Source organism: Micromonospora sp. NPDC049151 (assembly GCF_040648395.1).
In the GTDB taxonomy this organism is placed as follows: domain Bacteria; phylum Actinomycetota; class Actinomycetes; order Mycobacteriales; family Micromonosporaceae; genus Micromonospora.
In genome coordinates this window covers 372,598-391,228 of the sequence record NZ_JBEZDP010000002.1, presented here as the reverse complement: position 1 = coordinate 391,228, position 18,631 = coordinate 372,598, and the positions used below count along the sequence as shown (strand labels likewise).

Genomic DNA, 18,631 nt, shown 5'->3' with positions numbered 1-18,631 from the left:
GGCGCGCCGGCTTGTCCGCTCAGACCGCCACGGCCGGGGTGCGCCGTTCGACCGCCGTGCGGAACAGCGAGGCCACCTGCTCGACCTCGGCGTCGGTGAGTGACTGGTGCAGGGGCAGCAGAAGGGTCGTCGCGGCGGCGGCGTCGGTGCCGGGCAGGCGGGCGTCCGAGCCGTACAGCGGAACGCGGTGCAGCGGTGGATAACGGAATGTCGTGTAGACGCCGTTCTCCAGCAGTTCCTCGGCGATGCCGTCACGCAGCGCCGGATCCACCTGGACCCAGTAGAAGTAGTGCGTGGACCGGTGTTCCTCGGGCGGCTGCGGGCAGAGCCGCACGCCCCGCAGGCCCGCAAGCGCCCGGTCGTAGGCGGCGCAGATGTCGCGGCGGCGCGCCACGAAGCCGGGCAGGCGGCGCAGCTGGACCTGGCCGATGGCCGCGGTCATGTCGTTTCCGATGAGCCGCTGGCCGACCTCGTGGATGGTCTGATCCCACCAGCGGCGCGGGTCGCGGGCCATCGCCGCGAAGGCGCCGCGGTCCTGCATGCCGTGGTAAGCCAGGCGGTGGGCGCGCCGGGCCATCTCCGGATCGCGCAGATAGATCATGCCGCCGTCGCCGGTGGTGATGATTTTGCGTGAGTCGAAGCTCCAGATGCCGACGTCGGCGAAAGTGCCGCACGCCTTCCCCGCCACCTGGGAATAGACCGCGCAGGCGGCGTCCTCGACGAGCGGGATGCCGCGCTCGCGGCACAGCTCGGCGATCCCCACGACCTCCCCCGGGTGACCGCCGTAGTGCAGGATCGTCACCGCCTTCGTGCGCGGGGTGAGGCAGGCGGCGATGTCCGCCACCGACGGGTTCAGGGTGTGCGGGTCGACGTCGCAGAACACCACCCGGGCGCCGGAGGCGGCGATCGTGTTGGCGTTGGCCACGAAGCTCACCGAGGGCACCACGACTTCGTCGCCCGGACCGAACTCGAGCAGCCTGGCGGTCAGCCCCAGCGCCGAGGTGGCCGAGTTGAGGAAAAGCAACGTCTCCGGCGGTACGCCGAGGTGCTCACCGAAGGCGCGCTCGAACTCCCGCGTCCGAGGGCCGTAGCCCAGCCAGTTGCTGTCGAATGCCTCGCCGACCGCCGCGAGCTCCTCGGCACCCACACTCGGCTGAAACACGTTGATCATGCGGCGTCCTTCCGGCCTACGTCCAGCAGGGCCTGCGCCTCGGCGGTGGCCCGGTGGAGCGGGCGGCCGGGTCAGTGCCTTCATGCTCGGCGACCACGGCCGGCGGGTGCATCTTCGTCGGTGCCGTCCGCGGCAGCACGTGAACACCAGGCCGGCACCAGGGCAAGCGAAGAGGTGCGACGGCTATCGCGCCGGTGATGGCATCGATGCGCAACCAGGCGTTCTTTCCCCACACCAATCGGGAGCATCACATGACCACGGTGGAAACCGATGTCCGAGTCGAGTTGAACGGCGAGACGCTCGACGTGCCGCAGGTGCGCCAGGTTGCCGAGGAGCACGTGCCGGTAGTCCTCGGCGAGCGGGTGCTCAGCCGCGCCGCCGCGAGCCGGGAGCAGTTCGAGGAGACCGTCCGCAGCAACGTTCCGGTCTACGGCGTGACGACCGGCTACGGCGAGATGATCTACATGCTCGTCGACACGGCCAAGGAGACCGAGTTGCAGACCAACCTGGTCCGCAGCCACAGCGCCGGCGTCGGTCCGCTGTTCGCCGAGGCCGAGGCACGCGCCGTGGTCGCCGCCCGGCTGAACGCGCTGGCGAAGGGCCACTCCGCGGTTCGTCCCGTGGTGCTCGAGCGCCTCGCGCTCTACCTCAACGAGGGCCTCACCCCCGCCGTACCGGAGATCGGCTCACTCGGCGCCAGCGGAGACCTGGCCCCGCTCGCACACATCGCCAGCACCCTGATCGGCGAGGGCTACCTGCTGCGCGACGGCGACAAGACGCCGACCGGGCCGGTGCTGCGCTCGCTCGGCATCGAGCCGCTGCGGCTGCGCTTCAAGGAGGGCCTCGCCCTCATCAACGGCACCTCGGCGATGACCGGTGTGGGCGCTCTGCTGGCCGAGTACGCGCTGGCCCAGGCCCGACACGCCGAGATCGCCGCCGCACTGGTCATCGAGACGTTGCAGGGTTCGATGAGCCCGTTCCAGCCGGAGGGCCACGACATCGCCCGGCCGCACGCCGGGCAGATCGCGAGCGCCGCCAACATGCGCACGCTGATGGCCGGCAGCAAGCTCACCGTCGAGCACGCCGACCTGCGCAAGCAGGTGGCCGCCAGCAAGGAGAACGGCAACGGCAACGGCGGCAACGTCTACCGCTCCGACGTCTACCTCCAGAAGGCGTACTCGCTGCGGGCCATCCCGCAGGTCATCGGCGCGGTGCGGGACACCCTGTCGCACACCCGGCTCAAGCTCGAGATCGAGCTGAACTCGGCCAACGACAACCCGCTGTTCTTCACCGGCAAGGAGATCTTCCACGGGGCGAACTTCCACGGTCAGCCGGTGGCCTTCGTGATGGACTTCCTGACCATCGCGCTCACCCAGCTCGGCGTCCTCTCCGAGCGGCGCAGCAACCGGCTGCTCAACCGGCACCTCAGCTACGGTCTGCCGGAGTTCCTGGTCAAGGGCGAGCCGGGTCTCAACAGTGGCTTCGCCGGTGCGCAGTACCCGGCCACCGCGCTGGTCGCGGAGAACCGCACGATCAGCCCCGCCAGCACCCAGAGCGTCCCGTCCAACGGCGACAACCAGGACGTGGTCAGCATGGGCCTGATCGCCACCCGTAACGCTCGCCGGGTGCTGCGGAACAACCACATCATCCTGGCCCTGGAGTTCCTCGCCGCCGCGCAGGCCGTGGACGTCTCCGGCCGCCGGGACCGGCTCAGCCCGGCCGCCCGGGTCACCTACGACACGATCCGGTCGCTCGTGCCGACCCTCGACGAGGACCGCTACATGGCCGACGAGCTCGAACTCGTCGCCGCCGAGCTGGAGCGCGGCACGCTGCTCAAGGCCCTCGACGACGCCGGCGTCCGCCTGAACTGACGGGAGAGTCTCATGACCGGCACGCGGACCGCGTATCGCACCTGCCCGCTCTGCGAGGCCGTCTGCGGCCTGCGCCTGACCCTCGACGGTGACCGGGTCACATCGGTGACCGGTGACAAGGACGACCCGTTCTCCAAGGGCTACCTGTGCCCGAAGGGCGCCACCCTGGGCCGCCTCGACGAGGACCCGGACCGGCTTACCGGCCCGATGGTCCGCGAGGGTGAGGCGTGGCGCCGGGCGGACTGGGACGAGGCGTTCGCGATCGTCGCCCGGGGGCTGGAGGGAGTCATCGCCGAGCACGGGCGGGAGGCCCTGTCGCTCTACTACGGCAACCCGACCTTCCACACCATGGCCGGCATCCTCTACCGGGGTCCGCTGGCCATGGCGCTCGGCACCCGCAACGTGTTCTCGGCGAGCACCGTCGACCAGATGCCCAAGCACGTGGCGTCCGGGCTGATGACCGGCGACCCGTGGGCGGTGGCGGTGCCCGACCTCGACCGCACGGACCACCTGCTGATCATCGGAGCCAACCCGGCGGTGTCGAACGGCTCGCTGTGCGCCGCGCCGGACTTCCCGGGGCGGATGCGGCGGCTGCGCGAGCGCGGCGGGCGCATCGTGGTGCTCGACCCGCGCCGCACCCGGACCGCCGAGCTGGCCGACGAGCATGTGTTCGTCCGGCCCGGCAGTGACCCGGCGCTGCTGTTCGCCATGGTGCACACGCTGCTGGACGAGGAACTGGTGACGATCCGGGTGCCGGTGGCCGGCCTCGACCGGCTGCGGGAGCTGGCCGCGCCGTTCACGCCCGAACTGGTGGCCCCGTTCTGCGGCGTCGACGCGGAGACCGTCCGGCGGCTCGCCCGGGAGCTCGCCGCCGCGCCCACCGCCGCCGTCTACGCCCGCATCGGCACCTGTACGGCCGAGTTCGGCACCCTCGCGCAGTGGTTGGTGGACGTGCTCAACGTGCTGACCGGAAACTTCGACCGGGCCGGCGGGGTGATGTACGCGAAGCCGGCCACCGCCGAGGTGCACAAGAGCCCCGAGCCGTTCACCGCGGGGCGTTGGCGCAGCCGGGTGAAGGGCTTCCCCGAGACCCTCGGGGAGTTCCCGGCCGCCACCATGGCCGACGAGATCGAGCAGCCCGGCCCCGGTCAGGTACGGGCTCTCGTCGTCGTCGCCGGCAATCCGGTGCTGTCCACTCCGGACGGCGGACGGCTCGACCGGGCGCTGGAGAGTCTCGACTTCATGGTGGCTGTCGATCCGTACCTGAACGAGACGACCCGGCACGCCCACGTCATCCTGCCGCCGCCGCGCACCCTGCAGATGGCGCACTACGACTTCCTCATCTCCACCATCCAGGTACGCAACTACGCCCGCTACTCCCCGGCGGTGGTGCCACTCGACGCCGGGCAGCGCAGCGAGGCCGAGATCCTGGAGCGGCTCACGCTGATCGCGATGGGACTGGGCGCGCAGGCCGACCCGTCCGGGCTGCCAGAGCAGATGCTGGGCCAGCTCCTGTCGGCGATCCCGGTGACGACCCGCGCCGAACTGGACGGCGAGGACGGCCCGGATCTGCTGCTCGACGCCATGCTGCGGATGGGCCCGTACGGCCTGACCCGCCGGAAGCTGCTCGACCACCCGAACGGGATCGACCTGGGCCCGTTGGAACCCCGGCTGTCCGAGATCCTCAAGACGCCGTCCGGGCGGGTCGAGCTCGCCCCCCAGCCGCTCGCCGAGGACACCGGGCGGTTGCGGGCGGCGATGATCCGCCCGCCCGCGCCCATGGTGCTGATCGGACGCCGGCACCTGCGCTCGAACAACAGCTGGATGCACAATGTGCCGACGCTCACCGGCGGCACCAACCGCTGCACCCTGCAGATCCACCCGGACGACGTGGCCCGGCTCGGCCTCGGCGAGCGGGCACGGGTCAGCTCGGCCTCCGGCGAACTGGAGGTCGAGCTGGAACCGACCGACACGATCATGCCCGGGGTGGTGAGCCTGCCGCACGGGTGGGGGCACCGGCGTACCGGCCAGCGGGTGGCCGCCGGTCGGGCCGGGGTCAATGTGAACGAGCTGACCGGTGGTGCCGTGGACGTGCCCTCCGGCAACGCGGTCTTCAACGGTGTGCCGGTCGCCGTGGCGCCGATCGGCGGCTCAGTAAGCGGCTCAGTAAAGCAATCTGGAAGATCTTAGGCCGCGATCGACGACCATAGACTCCCGCTCACCTAACCGAGTGGGGGGAACAGCGATGAGAAGACGGGCGATCCTGGTCGCGGGCGGATCGGTGGCGGGCGCGGTGATGCTGTCGCGGGGGGCGGCGGCGACCACCAGCGGGCCGGACGCGTCAGCCGCGGCCCACCACCACGCGCACGGTCCGGCCGGAGCCACCGCGCGCAAGGCGACGACGCTCAGCGTCACGCCGTTCCAGACGCGCATGCCGGTGCCGCCGGTCGCGGTGCCGAAGCGGCAGACGGCGGACTGCGACGAGTACGAGGTCCTGGTGCAGCCCGCCCAGCTCGAACTGGTGCCGGGTATCAGCACCGCGGCGCTCACCTACGGCGGCGGCTGGGTGGGCCCGACCATCTACGGCCGCACCGGCCGGCCGGCCAAGGTGACCTTCCGCAACAACCTCGACACGCACACCAACGTGCACCTGCACGGCGGCCACGTGAAGGCGATCGACGACGGGCACCCGATGGACATGATCCTCCCGGGTGCCGCCAGGACCTACTACTACCCGAACAACCAGCGCGGGGCCACGCTCTGGTACCACGACCACGTGCACGGCGACGAGGCCGAGCACACCTACCGCGGGCTGCACGGCTTCTACCTCGTCAACGACCCGGCAGAGAAGGACCTGGGGCTGCCGACCGGCTCGTACGACGTGCCGATCATGTTCACCGACGTCCAGATGGACACCGACGGTTCACTGATCTGGGGCTTCCCGAACGAACGTGACCTCGTCGTGGTCAACGGGAAGGTCAAGCCGTTCTTCCCGGTCGCCGCCCGCAGGTACCGGTTCCGTGTCCTGAACGCGACGAACGAGGGCAAGTACACGTTCAGCATCGACAAGGGGAAGATGTGGCAGGTCGGCTCGGACGGCGGTCTGCTGCCCGCGCCGGTGGCCCGGACCTCGCTGACCCTCAGCTCGGGCGAGCGGGCGGACCTGCTCGTCGACTTCACCGGCCTGCCGGTCGGCACCTCGGTGGTGCTCAGTGACGCCGTCAAGGGACCGGTGCTGCGTTTCGACGTGCGCTCCACCGCCGCCGATCCCAGCCGGTTCCCGCTCCGGCTGCGCCCGCTGCCCACGCTGCCCGTGGCCACCAAGCAGCGTGAGGTTCACCTGGGGTTCGACTTCAGCCAGGAGCCGCCGTACCCGATGGTCAACGGGAGGTCTTACGACCCGAACCGGGTGGACTTCAGCATCAAGCGTGGCACGACCGAGATCTGGACCGTCTACAACGACGACGTCGAGGCCGGCATCGACCACAACTTCCACCTGCATCTGACGCAGTTCCGGGTGCTGGGCCGCACCGGCGCGCCGATGACCGCGGACGACGCGGGGCTCAAGGACACCGTGCTGATCCCGGCCGGAACCTCGGTGCGGCTGCAGGCCACCTTCACCGACTACCTGGGCCGGTACGTCTACCACTGCCACTTCCTCGAGCACTCCAGCATCGGGATGATGGCGCAGATGGAGATCGTGCCCTGAGCCGGGCGGCGCCGGCGCGGCGCTGAGCACCGGCGGAGATGCCGTGCTGGCCACCCCGATGTGACGCTGTCGGCATGACCGTCATCTCGAACGTGGTTGCGCCGTCCGCATCCCCGTCCGCCCCGACCGAGTTGACCGAGTTGACCGAACGAGCCCGGGCCATGGTGCCCGGGCTCGTTCCACGACAGCGTGACGACGGCGGTCGCCGGCTGGTCGGGGGTACGCCCGCCCGGCCGTCCCGGCGTGGCGGAGCACGGCGATGACCGGGCCGCTGACCGGGGACGAGTACGTCGAGAGCCTGCGCGACGGCCGCGAGGTGTTCCTCTACGGCGAGCGGGTCAAGGACGTCACCACCCACCCGGCGTTCCGCAACCCGGTACGCATGACCGCCCGGCTCTACGACGCGCTGCACGATCCGGCCCAGCGCGACGTGCTGACCGCGCCCACGGACACCGGATCGGGCGGCTTCACCCACCCGTTCTTCCGCACCCCGCACACCGTCGACGACATGATCGCCGATCAGCGTGCCATCGCGGCCTGGGCGCGGATGAGCTACGGCTGGATGGGGCGCAGCCCCGACTACAAGGCGTCGTTCCTCGGCACGCTCGGGGCCAACGCCGGCTTCTACGCGCCGTACAGCGACAACGCGGAACGCTGGTACCGGGAGTCCCAGGAGAAGGTGCTCTTCTGGAACCACGCGATCGTGCATCCGCCGGTGGACCGTAACCGGCCGCCGGACCAGGTGGCCGACGTCTACATCCGGGTGGAGCGGGAGACGGGCGAGGGTCTGATCGTCAGCGGCGCCAAGGTGGTCGCCACCGGGTCGGCGCTGAGCCACTACAACTTCATCGCCCACTTCGGCCTGCCGGTGCGAAAGAAGGAGTTCGCGCTGATCGCCACCGTGCCGATGGGCGCGCCCGGCGTGAAGCTGATCTGCCGTCCGTCGTACGGGGCGAACGCCGCCGCGGTCGGCACACCGTTCGACTACCCGCTCTCGTCGCGGCTCGACGAGAACGACACCATCCTCGTGCTCGACCAGGTGCTGGTGCCGTGGGAGAACGTGTTCGTGTACGGGAACCTCGGCAAGGTGCAGATGTTCGCCGGCCAGTCCGGCTTCTCCGAGCGGTTCACCTTCCACGGCTGCACCCGGCTCGCGGTCAAGCTCGAGTTCCTCGCCGGCCTGCTCGCCAAGGCCCTGGAGCTGACCGGCACGAAGGACTTCCGCGGCGTGCAGAGCCGGCTCGGTGAGGTGCTCGCGTGGCGCAACCTGTTCTGGGGGCTGTCGGACGCCGCCGCCCGCAACCCGGTGCAGTGGAAGAACGGCGCGCTGCTGCCCAACCCGCAGTACGGCATGGCGTACCGCTGGTTCATGCAGATCGGTTACCCGCGGGTCAAGGAGATCATCCAGCAGGACGTGGCCAGCGGGCTCATCTACGTCAACTCCAGCGCCGACGACTTCCGCAACCCGGAGATCCGGCCCTACCTCGACCGGTACCTGCGCGGCTCGGACGGCTCGGACGCCGAGCAGCGGGTCAAGGTGATGAAGCTGCTCTGGGACGCGACCGGCACCGAGTTCGGCGGCCGCCACGAGCTCTACGAGCGCAACTACGCCGGCAACCACGAGAACACCCGGGTCGAGCTGTTGCACGCGCAGACGGCGACCGGGCTGGTCGACGGCTACAAGGCCTTCGCCGAGCAGTGCCTCGCCGAGTACGACCTGGACGGGTGGACCGCCCCCGACCTGTGGACGCCGGAACGCTGACGGGACCGGTCCGACGCACGCCGGTGCGGTCCGGCCCCGCGCCCGCCCGGCCCCGCCGTCAACCGGCCAGCCAGCGCAGCACCGGCTGCCCGGACTGCTGCTCGGCCTCCCGGTAGCGGGGCAGGATCGAGTCGGTCACCGCCCCGCCGGTCAGCCTGAACAGCGCCGTCGAGAGACTCAGCTGGCCGAGCCGCGCGGCGCCGACCGACACCGGCACCCCGGCGGCGGCACACACCTCGGCGACGCCGGCGCCGTCGTGGACGGCGTCCAACAGCAACAGATCGAGCGGCGAGACCACATACGACGGCAGCAACGCGCCGCAGAGGTGGTCGAGCAGCCAGGTGATGACCTCGTCGCCCGGCCCGCGTGGCAGGTCGAGCTCGCGATACCGGCCGGTCAGGACCGCCACCTCGGCCTCGGCGATGCGGCGCCGCCCGCCGGCGACCAGCGCGGCCAGCCCGGCGACGCCGAATTCGCGGTAGAGCAGCGTGGCCTGCCGGATGTGCGCGGAGCGCAGCCTCGGCGATGCGGGGCAGTGCCGGTCGTGGACGAGGATCGACCGTAACGCCGTGCGCGGCACGACCGCGGCCGCCGCGTAGCAGAGCCCGAGGACGTCGGCGAGCCCCTGCTCCAGCCCCCGGTCGGATCCGTCCGGCCCGACGTCCGCGGCGGCGTGCACCAGCCTGCGCGCGGCCCGGGTGATGCTCAGGAACGGCCGCAGCCCGGACAGCCGCAGGTAGGCACCGGGCTCGAGCCGGTGCCGGGCGGCCTTCGACGGGCCGATGGAGATGGACGTGCGCTCAGACGCGGCGTACGGATCCGGCAGAACCGACCCGACCGTGACGGTCATTCCGGCCACGTCCAGGCCGGCCGCCGTGAGCCGGTCGCGCAGCGGTCCCGCCGCGGCGAGCACCGCGTGCTCCGTACCGCTGCTGCCGAGGGCCAGCGGCGCGTCCGCCAGCTCGCGGAGCTGGGCGGCGGTGAGCCGGCGGGCGGCGGCGTCGTCGTCCGCGCACTCCCCGCTGTCGCCGTCCAGCGACGCGCCGGCCCGGCGCAGCAGGTCGATCGCCTGCCTGGCCGGCACGACGTCGTCCAGGGGCAGGTGGGGCTCGACACCGGAGAGGAAGGCCTCTACGTTCGCGAAGCGGCAGGGTGCCAGATGGATGCCGGCGAAGAGCCAGTCCCGCATCGTTTGCGTCATCAACGCCTCTTTCAGGTTATTTCCCTTGGATTGTGACAAGATCGGCGCGCGAATCAACTCGCATCGTGCTCTCTGCCGGGCGAGCACGCGCGGCGGAGACCGGTGGCACCGGGTGGTCCTCCAATCGTGCGTTGAACCCGCCGTCTGCGCTGCCCCGACGGCAGGCGCGTTCCCGGGGGACCGGGCACAGAGTTGGGCCCGTCGTGCGGGGGGAAGCACGACGGGCCCGGTTCGGGACGGCGGGGCTCAGCCCGACTGTGCGAGCGTCGGCTGACGCGGCCGGTCGACGGGGGCGCTCCGGGCGAAGGCGCCGCGCAGCACGCGCCACAGCGTCGCGGGGCGCATCAGCGCCTGTGGGGTGTCGACCATGCCCGCGGCCCGCAGGTACGCCGTGGTGACCTTCGGGTCCCGGGTCGCGGCGACCTGCACGAGCCGCAGGTAGCGCTGCACCATCCGCATCTTGAGAGACCGGTGGCCGGGCACGTCCGGGAAGTTCAGGTCGACCGTCGTGGTCATCTCCCACGGCGCGTCGATGCAGTCGCGGGCCAGGTCGCGGAAGTACGCGGCCGGGTCGGGTTCGCCGTGCGCGCTCAGGTGGCGCCGGATCGTCAGGGCGGCGACCGCGGCCACCGTCATGCCCTGCGCGTACACCGGGTTGAAGCTGGTGACCGCGTCGCCGGTGACCAGCAGGCCGGCCGGCAGGCGGGACATCCGCTCGTAGCGCCGGCGCAGCGTGACGGGATAGTGGAAGGGGACGGGCTCGTCGATCGGGCGGGCCGACTTGAGGGCGTCGGCGATGTCCGGGATCGCCAGCGACCGGATGAAGTCGTAGAAGCCCTCCTGGTCGGTCGGCGGGTGGTCGCCGAGCAGGCCGTAGGCGGTCAGTTCGACCTTGCCGTGGTCGGTCTGGGTGAAGATCGCGCCACGCGGCGAGGCGGGGTACGCCACCGGGATGATGGCCAGGTCGCCGTGCCACGGGTCGTCGTCCAGTTCGTAGTGCTGGGTCACGTATCCGAGGTTGATCTTGATGCGCTCCTCGGGGACCCGCTCGTAGCCGAACCGCTCCAGCATGGCCGGGGTCCGCGAGCCGCGGCCGGTGGCGTCGACGACCAGGTCGGCCTCGATCACCTCGTCCCGGTCGTTGTCCAGATCACGCAGCCGGGCGCCGGTGACGCGGGCACGGTCCGGTGTCGTCTCCAGCTCGACGATGTCGCGGCGCTCCAGGAACCGCACGCCGGACAGCTGCTCGACGCGCTCGCGCAGGTGACGTTCCATCAGCGGGGCCGTGGCGGGCACCGCGATGTAGCCGATGTCCTCGCGGACCAGCGGCCGCCCGTTGAAGTACCACCGGCACGAGCCGGCGTAGTCGCCGGTCGGGCAGCCGTCCGCCACGAGTCCCTCGATGAAGCCGGGGAACAGTTCCTCGGTCACCTGGAGGCCGCGGACGTGCATGGCGTTGATGTGCTTGCCCTGCGGGCGGCCGCGACGCGGTCCCCGCTCACCGACCAGCTTGTCCCGGTCGACGATCAGGACCTCGTCGTACCGCTCGGTCAGCACTCGCGCGGCGAACAGGCCGGCGTAGCTGCCGCCGAGCACCAGCGCCCGGCGTGGATTCTTCCCCATGGGTGGCTCCACCCTTTCTCTGTGCGATGCGGCTGCTTGACGGTCAGCCGGGCATCCTGCTCATCGGCGCGGAACCGAGCAGGCCGCCGTGCACGGCGAGGTCTGGCCGGTGATGCGGGCCGAGCGGGACGGCAGGAGGAACAGCACGGCTCGGATACGTCGGCGGGCCACCGAACGGGCCACCCGACCTGGCTGCGGAACACCCTCAGCCATCGGGATGAGCGTCGCAGTCAGACGGGCGGGCTCACATCTCCCCGCTTGCCCTCATCCGGCACGATCCGGCCGGTGGTCGCACGGGCCGCCGCGAACGCCGCCCAGGCGGTCAGCTCGACCAGTTGCGCGTCGTCCGACCGGCACTGTGCGACCAGTTCCGGGGTGACCCGGTAGGACGCGTACGCGGTCAGCAGCGCCACCCGCCCGGCCGGCCGGTCCGCCGCGGGCAGTTGCTGGACCGCCTCGTCCAGCCACGCCCTGGCGCTGATCCCGGGCCCCGCGAAGCCCGGATCAGCCAGCCGGGCCTCGACGAGTTCGCGCACCCGGGCCGGGACGCTCCGTTCGCCGGCTGCGGCGATGGCGGCGCCGGCGCGGTTCAGCGCCTGGGCGATGTGCGGCACGGTCGCGGCCCAGGCGGTGCCCGCCAGCGGGCCGGCCTCGGGCAGCAGGTCCAGCGACGAGCCCGCCGCGACCTCGACCCGGCCGAGCCGGCCCAGCACCGACGCCGCGGTGCGCCGCAGGACCCGTTCGGCCGGCCTCGGCACGGCCGGCAGCGGTGAGTCCCGCAGGAACACGTTGACCATGCGGTTGATGTAGTGGAAGACCAGCACCACCCCGACCAGCTCGGCCCGTTGCTCCGGTGGGAACGGCTCCGGCCCCTCGCCGGTCCGCGCCCAGCGGACCAGGGCGCGCAGTCGGGGCTCGGTCACCTCGTCGGTCCCGCCGGCCGCGATGCGGGCGGAGTCCGGCCCGGCGAGCAGGCCGGTCAGCGCGGCGCCGTGCACGTCCAGGCAGTACGGGCAGCGGTTGGCCACCGAGACGGCCGCGGCGACCGCCTCCTTGTCGGCGCGGCTCGCCCGGCCGGACACCACCAGGGTCTCCCGCAGGATGCTCCAGCAGGCGGCCAGCACCGGTGGCGCCGGGGCGTGCAGCGCCACCGGCGGGGCCAGCATCCCGAAGTCCGTCTCGACCTGGCGGTAGACCAGCGCGACCGGTTCGGGGGCGGTCTCCGGCGGCACCGGCCGGACGTAACGGATGTGGGCCGGCGCGATGCGTCGGGTCGCCGCTCTCAGCAGTCTTCCCATCGTCGTCCTTAGTCGAGTGCGTATGCGATCTCGGTGAGGTAGCGGCCGTAGTCCGAGTGGGGCATCTCGGCGCCCAGCTCGTAGCAGGCCTCGGCGTCGATGAAGCCCATGCGCAGGGCGATCTCCTCGAGGCAGGCCACCCGGACCCCCTGCCGCTCCTGGATCACCTGCACGTACTGGCTGGCGGCGAGCAGGCTGGCGTGCGTGCCGCAGTCCATCCACGTGTAGCCGCGGCTCAGCGGTACGAGCCCGGCCCGGCGCTGCCGCAGGTATTCCTGGTTGACGTCGGTGATCTCCAGTTCCCCGCGATCCGACGGACTCAGGCCGGCGGCGATGCTCACCACGTCGTTGTCATAGAGGTAGAGGCCGGTGATCGCCTGGTTGGAACGCGGCCGCCGGGGCTTCTCGAAGATCGAGACCAGCCGGCCCTCCGTGTCGGTCTCGGCGACGCCGTAGCGCTCGGGATCCGAGACCGAGTAACTGAACAGGGTGCAGCCGTCGACCGAGCGGGCCTCGTGCTGCAGCAGGTTGTAGAAGCCGGCGCCGTGGAAGAGATTGTCGCCGAGGATCAACGCGGACCGGTCGTGTCCTATGTGACCGGCGCCGATGAGGAACGCCTCGGCGATGCCGCGTGGCTCCTTCTGCTCGGCGTAGCTGAGGTTCAGGCCCAGCCGGGATCCGTCGCCCAGCAACTGGCGCATGTGCGGGAGCACATCCGGGTTCGAGATGATCAGGATGTCCCGGATGCCGGCCAGCATGAGTACTGAGAGCGGGTAGTAGAGCATCGGTTTGTCGTAGACGGGCAGCAACTGTTTGGACGTCGCCAGCGTCAGCGGGTACAGCCGCGTACCGGTGCCACCGGCGAGAACAATTCCCTTCACCATCGGGTCCGTTCGTCGAGTCGACATCTGCCGGAAAACCAGTATGTGGCGGGCCGGCAGACCCCCAGGTCTCCTGGAATGCGGTGCGCGCAGAACCCCGGCGAGCGGCCCGGCTGTTCGCACTCTCAGAGGCGCAGCCCGCTGGGAAACGGCGTGATACTCCACTTCACCGGGCCGTTCGGGCTCCGCTCATCCAGGAGGTCGGTAACAGTGACTGTCGATCAGGACACGGATATTCTGGCGGGATTCCGGTCCGATGACGCCAACTTCAAGTTGACGCTGTGGGATCCACGGAACAACGGAGTGCGGTACCTCAAAGCACTGCTGTACAGCGTCAGCGGCCGGCTGAGCCCGCAGGACCGCGAGCGGCTGCGCAAGACCCGGAACCGGGACGTCGGCGATCCGATCACCGTTCGCCACGACGGCGACGAGATCGACATGGACTACCTGCGGGCCGTGCAGGAGGTCGGTTTCCTCGCGGAACGGGTGCGCCTGGCCGGTGCGCGAATCGTCGAGATCGGCGCCGGATACGGCCGTACCTGCCACGCGTTGATGGCCAACCACGACGTCGCGGAGTACCACATCGTGGAGCAGGAGCCCTCGCTGCGGCTGGCCCGCGCCTACCTGCGCGCGGTGCTCGAGCCCGCGCAGTACGCCAAGGTGTCCTTCCACGCGGCCGCGGACGCCGGGCGGACGTTCCCGCGTGACGTCGACCTGGCGATCAACATCGACTCGTTCGCCTGCATGCCGCCGGAGGTGGTCCGCGGCTACCTGGGTCTCGTCGACGAGCGGAGCCAGGCGTTCTACGTGAACGGCCCGGTCGGCAAGTATCTGGACAAGGCGCTGGACGACCACTCGCAGGGCACCGAACAGGTGGCCTCCGCGCTGCGCGCCGGGCTGCTGACCGAGGTGATCGACATCTTCGACAGCGAGGCCGTGCGTAAGCAGTCGCGCCGGTTCGTCTCGGCCTACACGCCGGGGGACCGCTGGGAGTGCGCCGCCGAGGCGAGCACTCCAGTGTGGAGCCACTACTGGCAGGCGCTGTACCGTTCCTCCAGCGCGCGGCAGGCCGCGTAGCCCGGGAGCAGGCCGGCGTCCAGCGCTTCGGCGAGACTGGGCGCCGCCTGGTCCCGCGGCGAGAGGATGGGATCGATGTCGGCCGGGATCGGGAGCGCGAGCTGCGGGTCGAACGGCGCGAGCGCGAGTTCGTTCTCCGGCCGGTACTCCAGCGACAGCAGGTAGTTCATCACGGTGTCGTCCTCGAGTGCGACGAAGAGATGACCGACCCCGAACGGCAGGTACAGCGCCGGACACCGCTCCTGGTCAAGCTCCACGGCGTCGTACCGCCCGAACGTCGGCGAGCCCACCCGGAGGTCGACGATGATGTCGAGGGCGCGGCCGTGCAGGCAGTAGACGTACTTCGCCGTGCCGGGCGGGGTGACTGTGTAGTGCAGGCCGCGTACCGCGCCGCGGCGCGAGACGCTGAAGTTGACCTGGGCCACCGGAAACAGGGGACGTCCGAATGCCGACGACCGGAACGGCGTACGGAAGACGCCGCGCTCGTCCGGAAAGGCCGGCGTGTCGAACGCGAGGGCACCGGCGACCAGCTTCCTGGGTGCGGATGGAATAGTCACGGCACCAGGGTCGCCGAGTCGCCGGCGCCGGTCCACTTCCGGGTTGCGGCCCGGGCGTCACCAGCAGTTCGAGGGACCGTGACCAGCCACTCCGGCCGTCAGCGGAACGTGCGCATGGGCACGCTGCGCCACGATCTCCATCGCCAGCTTGCGGACGTCCAGCAGGGCCAGCAGGACCGGTGGGTCGAGCGGACCGGCGCTGTTGAACTCCAGCGCGGAACGGACCACCGAGCGCGGTGCGACGGTGATCGGGCCGAGGCTGGCCACCGACACCGACTCGTTCACGTTTGCCTGGTAGCCGTCCGGATGGCCGCATGATCCCGGCACCGCCTGGGCCAACAGATGCCAGGTGCCGCTGGGCACGTCGTCGAGCTCGAGATGCGCCGGGTCGGCGAGCACCGTACAGCGCACCGGGCGGCCCTGCGGAATGCGTTCGGGGAAAAGGCCGGCGAAGACCAGCCGCGGCTGGCCGTCCTGTGGCATCCGGATGCGGCACTCGACGCGACCACCGGCCGACGACGTGGTGTGGGCGTCTGTTTCCGTGACGATCTGCCGCGCGAATCCGGACTGGAGCCGGTATTCGGTGGGGGACATGCCCACACTACGGCTGAACCGGGTGCTGAACGTGCCGACGCTGTTGTAGCCGACCCGCTGGCTGATATCGGCGATCCGCAGTGGGGTCGAGACCAGCAGTTGCTGGGCGTGCTGGAGCCGCAGTGCGGAAAGGAAACGGCCGGGGGAGATGCCGGTGACCCGCTGGAAAACGCGCGTGAAGTGGAATTTGCTGAACATGGCCGAGCGGGCCATGTCGTCAATCGTCAGCGGTTGGCCTAGATTGTCGCGCATTGTCGTCACTGCGCGTTTGACGGCTATCTCAATTTCCTGTTCCATTGCGCCCATTCCGGCCAATTCCGAATGCTGGCGGCCTTGTGATGTCCGTCGCTCTTCCCCGAGGCTATCTCAGGGCGGGAGCGGGCGCAATCCGCCGCGCCATCAGTTTCCCGACGCCGAATCCACGCCGGGGTGCGGCACGTGGATGTCCTGGCCGGGGCCCCTCGCCGGGTGGCGGAATGTAGATAGTGGAACGCACTGCTGCGTACTGAGAATCAGTTGTCGAACATCGCCGGAACCCAGTCGAATCCGAAATAGCGGGTAGAGCCGGGCGGATGTGGCCGGGGGTGCTCCCGTGCCGACCCGCCGGGCCGGCGGCCCTGACTCAGGCGGCGCCGGCGTATTCCTCGGCGGGCCGGTTCTGCTCGGCCAGCCGGCTCAGCGCGTAGGTGCGGACGTCGAGCAACGCGAGCAGCGCCGGCGGATCGAGGGCGCGGCCCGGCCGCAGCACCAGCTCGGTGGAGATCGGCTTGCCCGGCCGGATGACGATCGGCCCGGCGGTGGCCACGGCGACCGGCCGGTCGGCGTGATCGCGGTACGAGCCGGGTGGGCGCCGGTCGGCCGAAACCGACTGCGCGAGCAGGTGCCACCGGCCCAGCGGCGCGTGGTTGAAGGTGACGTGCCGCGAGTCGCGCAGCACCGCGCAGCGGACCGGGCGGCCCTCGGGGACGCGCTCGGGAAAGAGGCCGACGAACGTCAGGGTGTTCTCCGTGGGGCCGGCGGGGTGCACCACGCAGGAGAGGCTCGCGTCGCTCAGGGCCACCCCGTCGGAGTCGGTGCGGATCTCGCTGGCGTAGCCGGCGCGCTGCCGGAAGGTGGTGGGTGACATCCCGACGCTCCGGCTGAACCGGGAGCTGAACGTGCCGACGCTGCTGTAACCGACGCTGACGCTGACGTCGGCGACATTCATCGGCGTCGAGACGAGTAGTTCCTTGGCCCGCTGGAGGCGCAGCGCGGAGAGGAAGCGACCCGGCGACACCCCGGTGACCCGCTGGAACAATCGTGTGAAATGAAACTTGCTGAACATGGCTGCGCGAGCCATGTCATCGACCGTCAATTGTCCACCGAGGCGCTCGTGCATCGCCTCGATGGCGCGCAGAACTGCCTTCTCCGACGTATCCTGCATTCTTCCCCCAGGGCTGGGCCGCGCCGCAACAATGAGATTCCGGCCTTCTCGGCCGATCCGTCACGGCGAGCGGTGGAATGCGCACCGAACAGCGCACCCCCACGTTCATGTGTCGCCAGGCTAGCCACGGCCGAGTTGGGCGGGCAACCGGATAGGCCGTCCCGCCGGGCCGAGCGCAATATTGAAGTAGCAATTGGATACCGGAGATACCCGATCACAGCTCTCCGCCGGGAAATTCTTTTCCAGAATTGCTTCCCTCGTCCGGCACGCGGGATTTTCGCGTTCGATCTGCTGATACTGGCCACACCGGCGGAAGGAGCAGCCATGATCGTCGGCCGAGTCGCAGCCTCAGTCGTGCAACGTCAGGTACGCCATGTCACACCGGTCTCCGCGCTCTCCGCGAGCGGTCTGGTCGAGCAGGTGTACCAGCAGGTGGCGGACGAGATGCGCCTGGTGATCCCACCGGCGCTCATGCATTCACCGTCCCCCCGCGCGCTGGCCGCCTACTGGACCCTCATGCGCGAGCCGGTGCTGGCCAGCGGCGCCGCCGACCGGGCCTCGAAGGAGGCCGCCGCGACCGCTGTCGCGGTCGCCACGATCTGCCCGTACTGCGTCGACATGCACTCGGTCAGCATGTACGACCTGGCCGGCGAGTACGACGCGGACCAGCTCGCCGCCGACCGCGTCGACGACATGCGCGACCCCCGGCTGCGTGAGATCAGCCAATGGGCGCGGGGCGCGCAGGAGGCGCCCGACGGACTCGGGGTGCCGGCCTGGCTCACCCCCGCGCAGAGCGCCGAGCTCATCGGCACGGTGACCGCGATGCACTACCTGACCCGGATGGTGAACGTCTTCCTCTCCAGCTTCCTGCTTCCGCCCGGCCTCACCGGGCGGGCACGGCAGCGCATGAAGCAGGGGGTGGGCCGGCTGCTGCGCGACACGTTGCGCGCGCACCGCGAGCCCGGCCGCTCCCTCGACCTGCTGCCGGACGCGCCGCAGCCCGCCGACGCCGGCTGGGCGGCGGGCAACCCGTTCATCGGCGGTGCGCTGGCGCGGGCCGCCGCGACGTTCGACGCGGCCGGCGAACGGTGGCTGTCACCCGAGGTCCGTGCCGTGGTGCGCGAGCACCTCGACGGCTGGCGCGGCGCGGACACCGGCATCTCCACGGCGTGGTGCGAGGACCTGCTCACCCCGCTCGGCCCGGCCGACCGGGCGGCCGGACGGCTCGCGCTGCTCACCGCGGTGTCGTCGCACCAGGTGGGCGACGGGGTCGTCGCCGAGTTCCGGCGTCACCAGCCCGGAGACGAGGCGCTCGTGGAGGTCACCGGGTGGGCGGCCTTCGAAGCCGCCCGTCGCATCGGAGCCCGGCAGCGTCTCGCCGCACCCCGCACACCAGGAGACGCGCCGGCCGGGAATCGCATAACACGATGAAGTCTCACCCACACACCGCGTGAGGGAGTTTCC

At 70.8% G+C, this 18,631-nt stretch carries 14 protein-coding genes; 6 read left to right on the top strand and 8 right to left on the bottom strand.

What is annotated here, in order from left to right:
- Nucleotides 1-19: 19 nt before the first annotated feature.
- The gene (locus AB0B20_RS04590) at nt 20-1,171 is read right to left on the bottom strand and encodes a DegT/DnrJ/EryC1/StrS family aminotransferase (RefSeq protein ID WP_357389614.1); all 1,152 of its coding nucleotides are present in this window, start codon (nt 1,169-1,171) and stop codon (nt 20-22) included.
- A 251-nt stretch (nt 1,172-1,422) separates the two neighbouring features.
- Here AB0B20_RS04590 and cmdF point away from each other — a divergent pair, with 251 nt between their 5' ends.
- From cmdF to AB0B20_RS04570, 4 genes are all read left to right on the top strand, one after another.
- On the top strand, nt 1,423-3,042 hold the full coding sequence (gene cmdF, locus AB0B20_RS04585) for a tyrosine 2,3-aminomutase (RefSeq protein ID WP_357389616.1): 1,620 nt from the start codon (nt 1,423-1,425) through the stop codon (nt 3,040-3,042).
- Between the two features lie 12 nt (nt 3,043-3,054).
- Nucleotides 3,055-5,232: a molybdopterin oxidoreductase family protein gene (locus AB0B20_RS04580; RefSeq protein ID WP_357389618.1), complete on the top strand. Its 2,178-nt coding sequence runs from the start codon at nt 3,055-3,057 to the stop codon at nt 5,230-5,232.
- Nucleotides 5,233-5,287: 55 nt separating this feature from the next.
- On the top strand, nt 5,288-6,751 hold the full coding sequence (locus AB0B20_RS04575) for a multicopper oxidase family protein (RefSeq protein WP_357389620.1): 1,464 nt from the start codon (nt 5,288-5,290) through the stop codon (nt 6,749-6,751).
- 259 nt (nt 6,752-7,010) lie between these two features.
- On the top strand, nt 7,011-8,513 hold the full coding sequence (locus tag AB0B20_RS04570; protein ID WP_357389622.1) for a 4-hydroxyphenylacetate 3-hydroxylase N-terminal domain-containing protein: 1,503 nt from the start codon (nt 7,011-7,013) through the stop codon (nt 8,511-8,513).
- Between the two features lie 58 nt (nt 8,514-8,571).
- Here the strand turns inward: AB0B20_RS04570 and AB0B20_RS04565 are convergent, their stop codons facing one another.
- The 4 genes from AB0B20_RS04565 to rfbA form a co-directional block, all read right to left on the bottom strand.
- On the bottom strand, nt 8,572-9,714 hold the full coding sequence (locus AB0B20_RS04565; protein WP_357468096.1) for a hypothetical protein: 1,143 nt from the start codon (nt 9,712-9,714) through the stop codon (nt 8,572-8,574).
- Nucleotides 9,715-9,960: 246 nt separating this feature from the next.
- Nucleotides 9,961-11,337 (bottom strand): FAD-binding monooxygenase, encoded by a 1,377-nt coding sequence (locus AB0B20_RS04560; protein ID WP_357389626.1) that lies wholly within the window; start codon nt 11,335-11,337, stop codon nt 9,961-9,963.
- A gap of 230 nt (nt 11,338-11,567) precedes the next feature.
- Complete coding sequence (locus tag AB0B20_RS04555) at nt 11,568-12,635, bottom strand: carboxymuconolactone decarboxylase family protein (protein ID WP_357389628.1); 1,068 nt, start codon at nt 12,633-12,635, stop codon at nt 11,568-11,570.
- Between the two features lie 8 nt (nt 12,636-12,643).
- Nucleotides 12,644-13,516: a glucose-1-phosphate thymidylyltransferase RfbA gene (rfbA, locus tag AB0B20_RS04550; protein WP_357389630.1), complete on the bottom strand. Its 873-nt coding sequence runs from the start codon at nt 13,514-13,516 to the stop codon at nt 12,644-12,646.
- A gap of 78 nt (nt 13,517-13,594) precedes the next feature.
- Between rfbA and AB0B20_RS04545 the strand changes: the two genes are divergently transcribed.
- Nucleotides 13,595-14,593 (top strand): putative sugar O-methyltransferase, encoded by a 999-nt coding sequence (locus AB0B20_RS04545; RefSeq protein ID WP_357389632.1) that lies wholly within the window; start codon nt 13,595-13,597, stop codon nt 14,591-14,593.
- Here AB0B20_RS04545 and rfbC read toward each other — a convergent pair.
- From rfbC to AB0B20_RS04530, 3 genes are all read right to left on the bottom strand, one after another.
- The gene (rfbC, locus tag AB0B20_RS04540) at nt 14,545-15,144 is read right to left on the bottom strand and encodes a dTDP-4-dehydrorhamnose 3,5-epimerase (protein WP_357389661.1); all 600 of its coding nucleotides are present in this window, start codon (nt 15,142-15,144) and stop codon (nt 14,545-14,547) included. The two genes, AB0B20_RS04545 and rfbC, sit on opposite strands and share 49 nt — an antisense overlap.
- Nucleotides 15,145-15,207: 63 nt before the next feature.
- The gene (locus tag AB0B20_RS04535) at nt 15,208-16,041 is read right to left on the bottom strand and encodes a helix-turn-helix transcriptional regulator (RefSeq protein ID WP_357389634.1); all 834 of its coding nucleotides are present in this window, start codon (nt 16,039-16,041) and stop codon (nt 15,208-15,210) included.
- 325 nt (nt 16,042-16,366) lie between these two features.
- Nucleotides 16,367-17,167: a helix-turn-helix domain-containing protein gene (locus tag AB0B20_RS04530; protein ID WP_357468092.1), complete on the bottom strand. Its 801-nt coding sequence runs from the start codon at nt 17,165-17,167 to the stop codon at nt 16,367-16,369.
- Between the two features lie 324 nt (nt 17,168-17,491).
- Here AB0B20_RS04530 and AB0B20_RS04525 point away from each other — a divergent pair, with 324 nt between their 5' ends.
- Nucleotides 17,492-18,598, top strand: a complete 1,107-nt coding sequence (locus AB0B20_RS04525; protein WP_357389638.1) for a carboxymuconolactone decarboxylase family protein — start codon at nt 17,492-17,494, stop codon at nt 18,596-18,598.
- Nucleotides 18,599-18,631: the final 33 nt, after the last annotated feature.

Coding starts and splice junctions, on each gene's coding strand:
- AB0B20_RS04580 (WP_357389618.1), top strand. CDS start 3,055: ATGACCGGCACGCGGACCGCGTATCGCACCTGCCCGCTCTGCGAGGCC.
- cmdF (WP_357389616.1), top strand. CDS start 1,423: ATGACCACGGTGGAAACCGATGTCCGAGTCGAGTTGAACGGCGAGACG.
- AB0B20_RS04555 (WP_357389628.1), bottom strand. CDS start 12,635: ATGGGAAGACTGCTGAGAGCGGCGACCCGACGCATCGCGCCGGCCCAC.
- AB0B20_RS04535 (WP_357389634.1), bottom strand. CDS start 16,041: ATGGAACAGGAAATTGAGATAGCCGTCAAACGCGCAGTGACGACAATG.
- AB0B20_RS04570 (WP_357389622.1), top strand. CDS start 7,011: ATGACCGGGCCGCTGACCGGGGACGAGTACGTCGAGAGCCTGCGCGAC.
- AB0B20_RS04575 (WP_357389620.1), top strand. CDS start 5,288: ATGAGAAGACGGGCGATCCTGGTCGCGGGCGGATCGGTGGCGGGCGCG.
- AB0B20_RS04565 (WP_357468096.1), bottom strand. CDS start 9,714: ATGACGCAAACGATGCGGGACTGGCTCTTCGCCGGCATCCATCTGGCA.
- AB0B20_RS04560 (WP_357389626.1), bottom strand. CDS start 11,337: ATGGGGAAGAATCCACGCCGGGCGCTGGTGCTCGGCGGCAGCTACGCC.
- AB0B20_RS04590 (WP_357389614.1), bottom strand. CDS start 1,171: ATGATCAACGTGTTTCAGCCGAGTGTGGGTGCCGAGGAGCTCGCGGCG.
- AB0B20_RS04525 (WP_357389638.1), top strand. CDS start 17,492: ATGATCGTCGGCCGAGTCGCAGCCTCAGTCGTGCAACGTCAGGTACGC.
- AB0B20_RS04530 (WP_357468092.1), bottom strand. CDS start 17,167: ATGCAGGATACGTCGGAGAAGGCAGTTCTGCGCGCCATCGAGGCGATG.
- AB0B20_RS04545 (WP_357389632.1), top strand. CDS start 13,595: ATGCGGTGCGCGCAGAACCCCGGCGAGCGGCCCGGCTGTTCGCACTCT.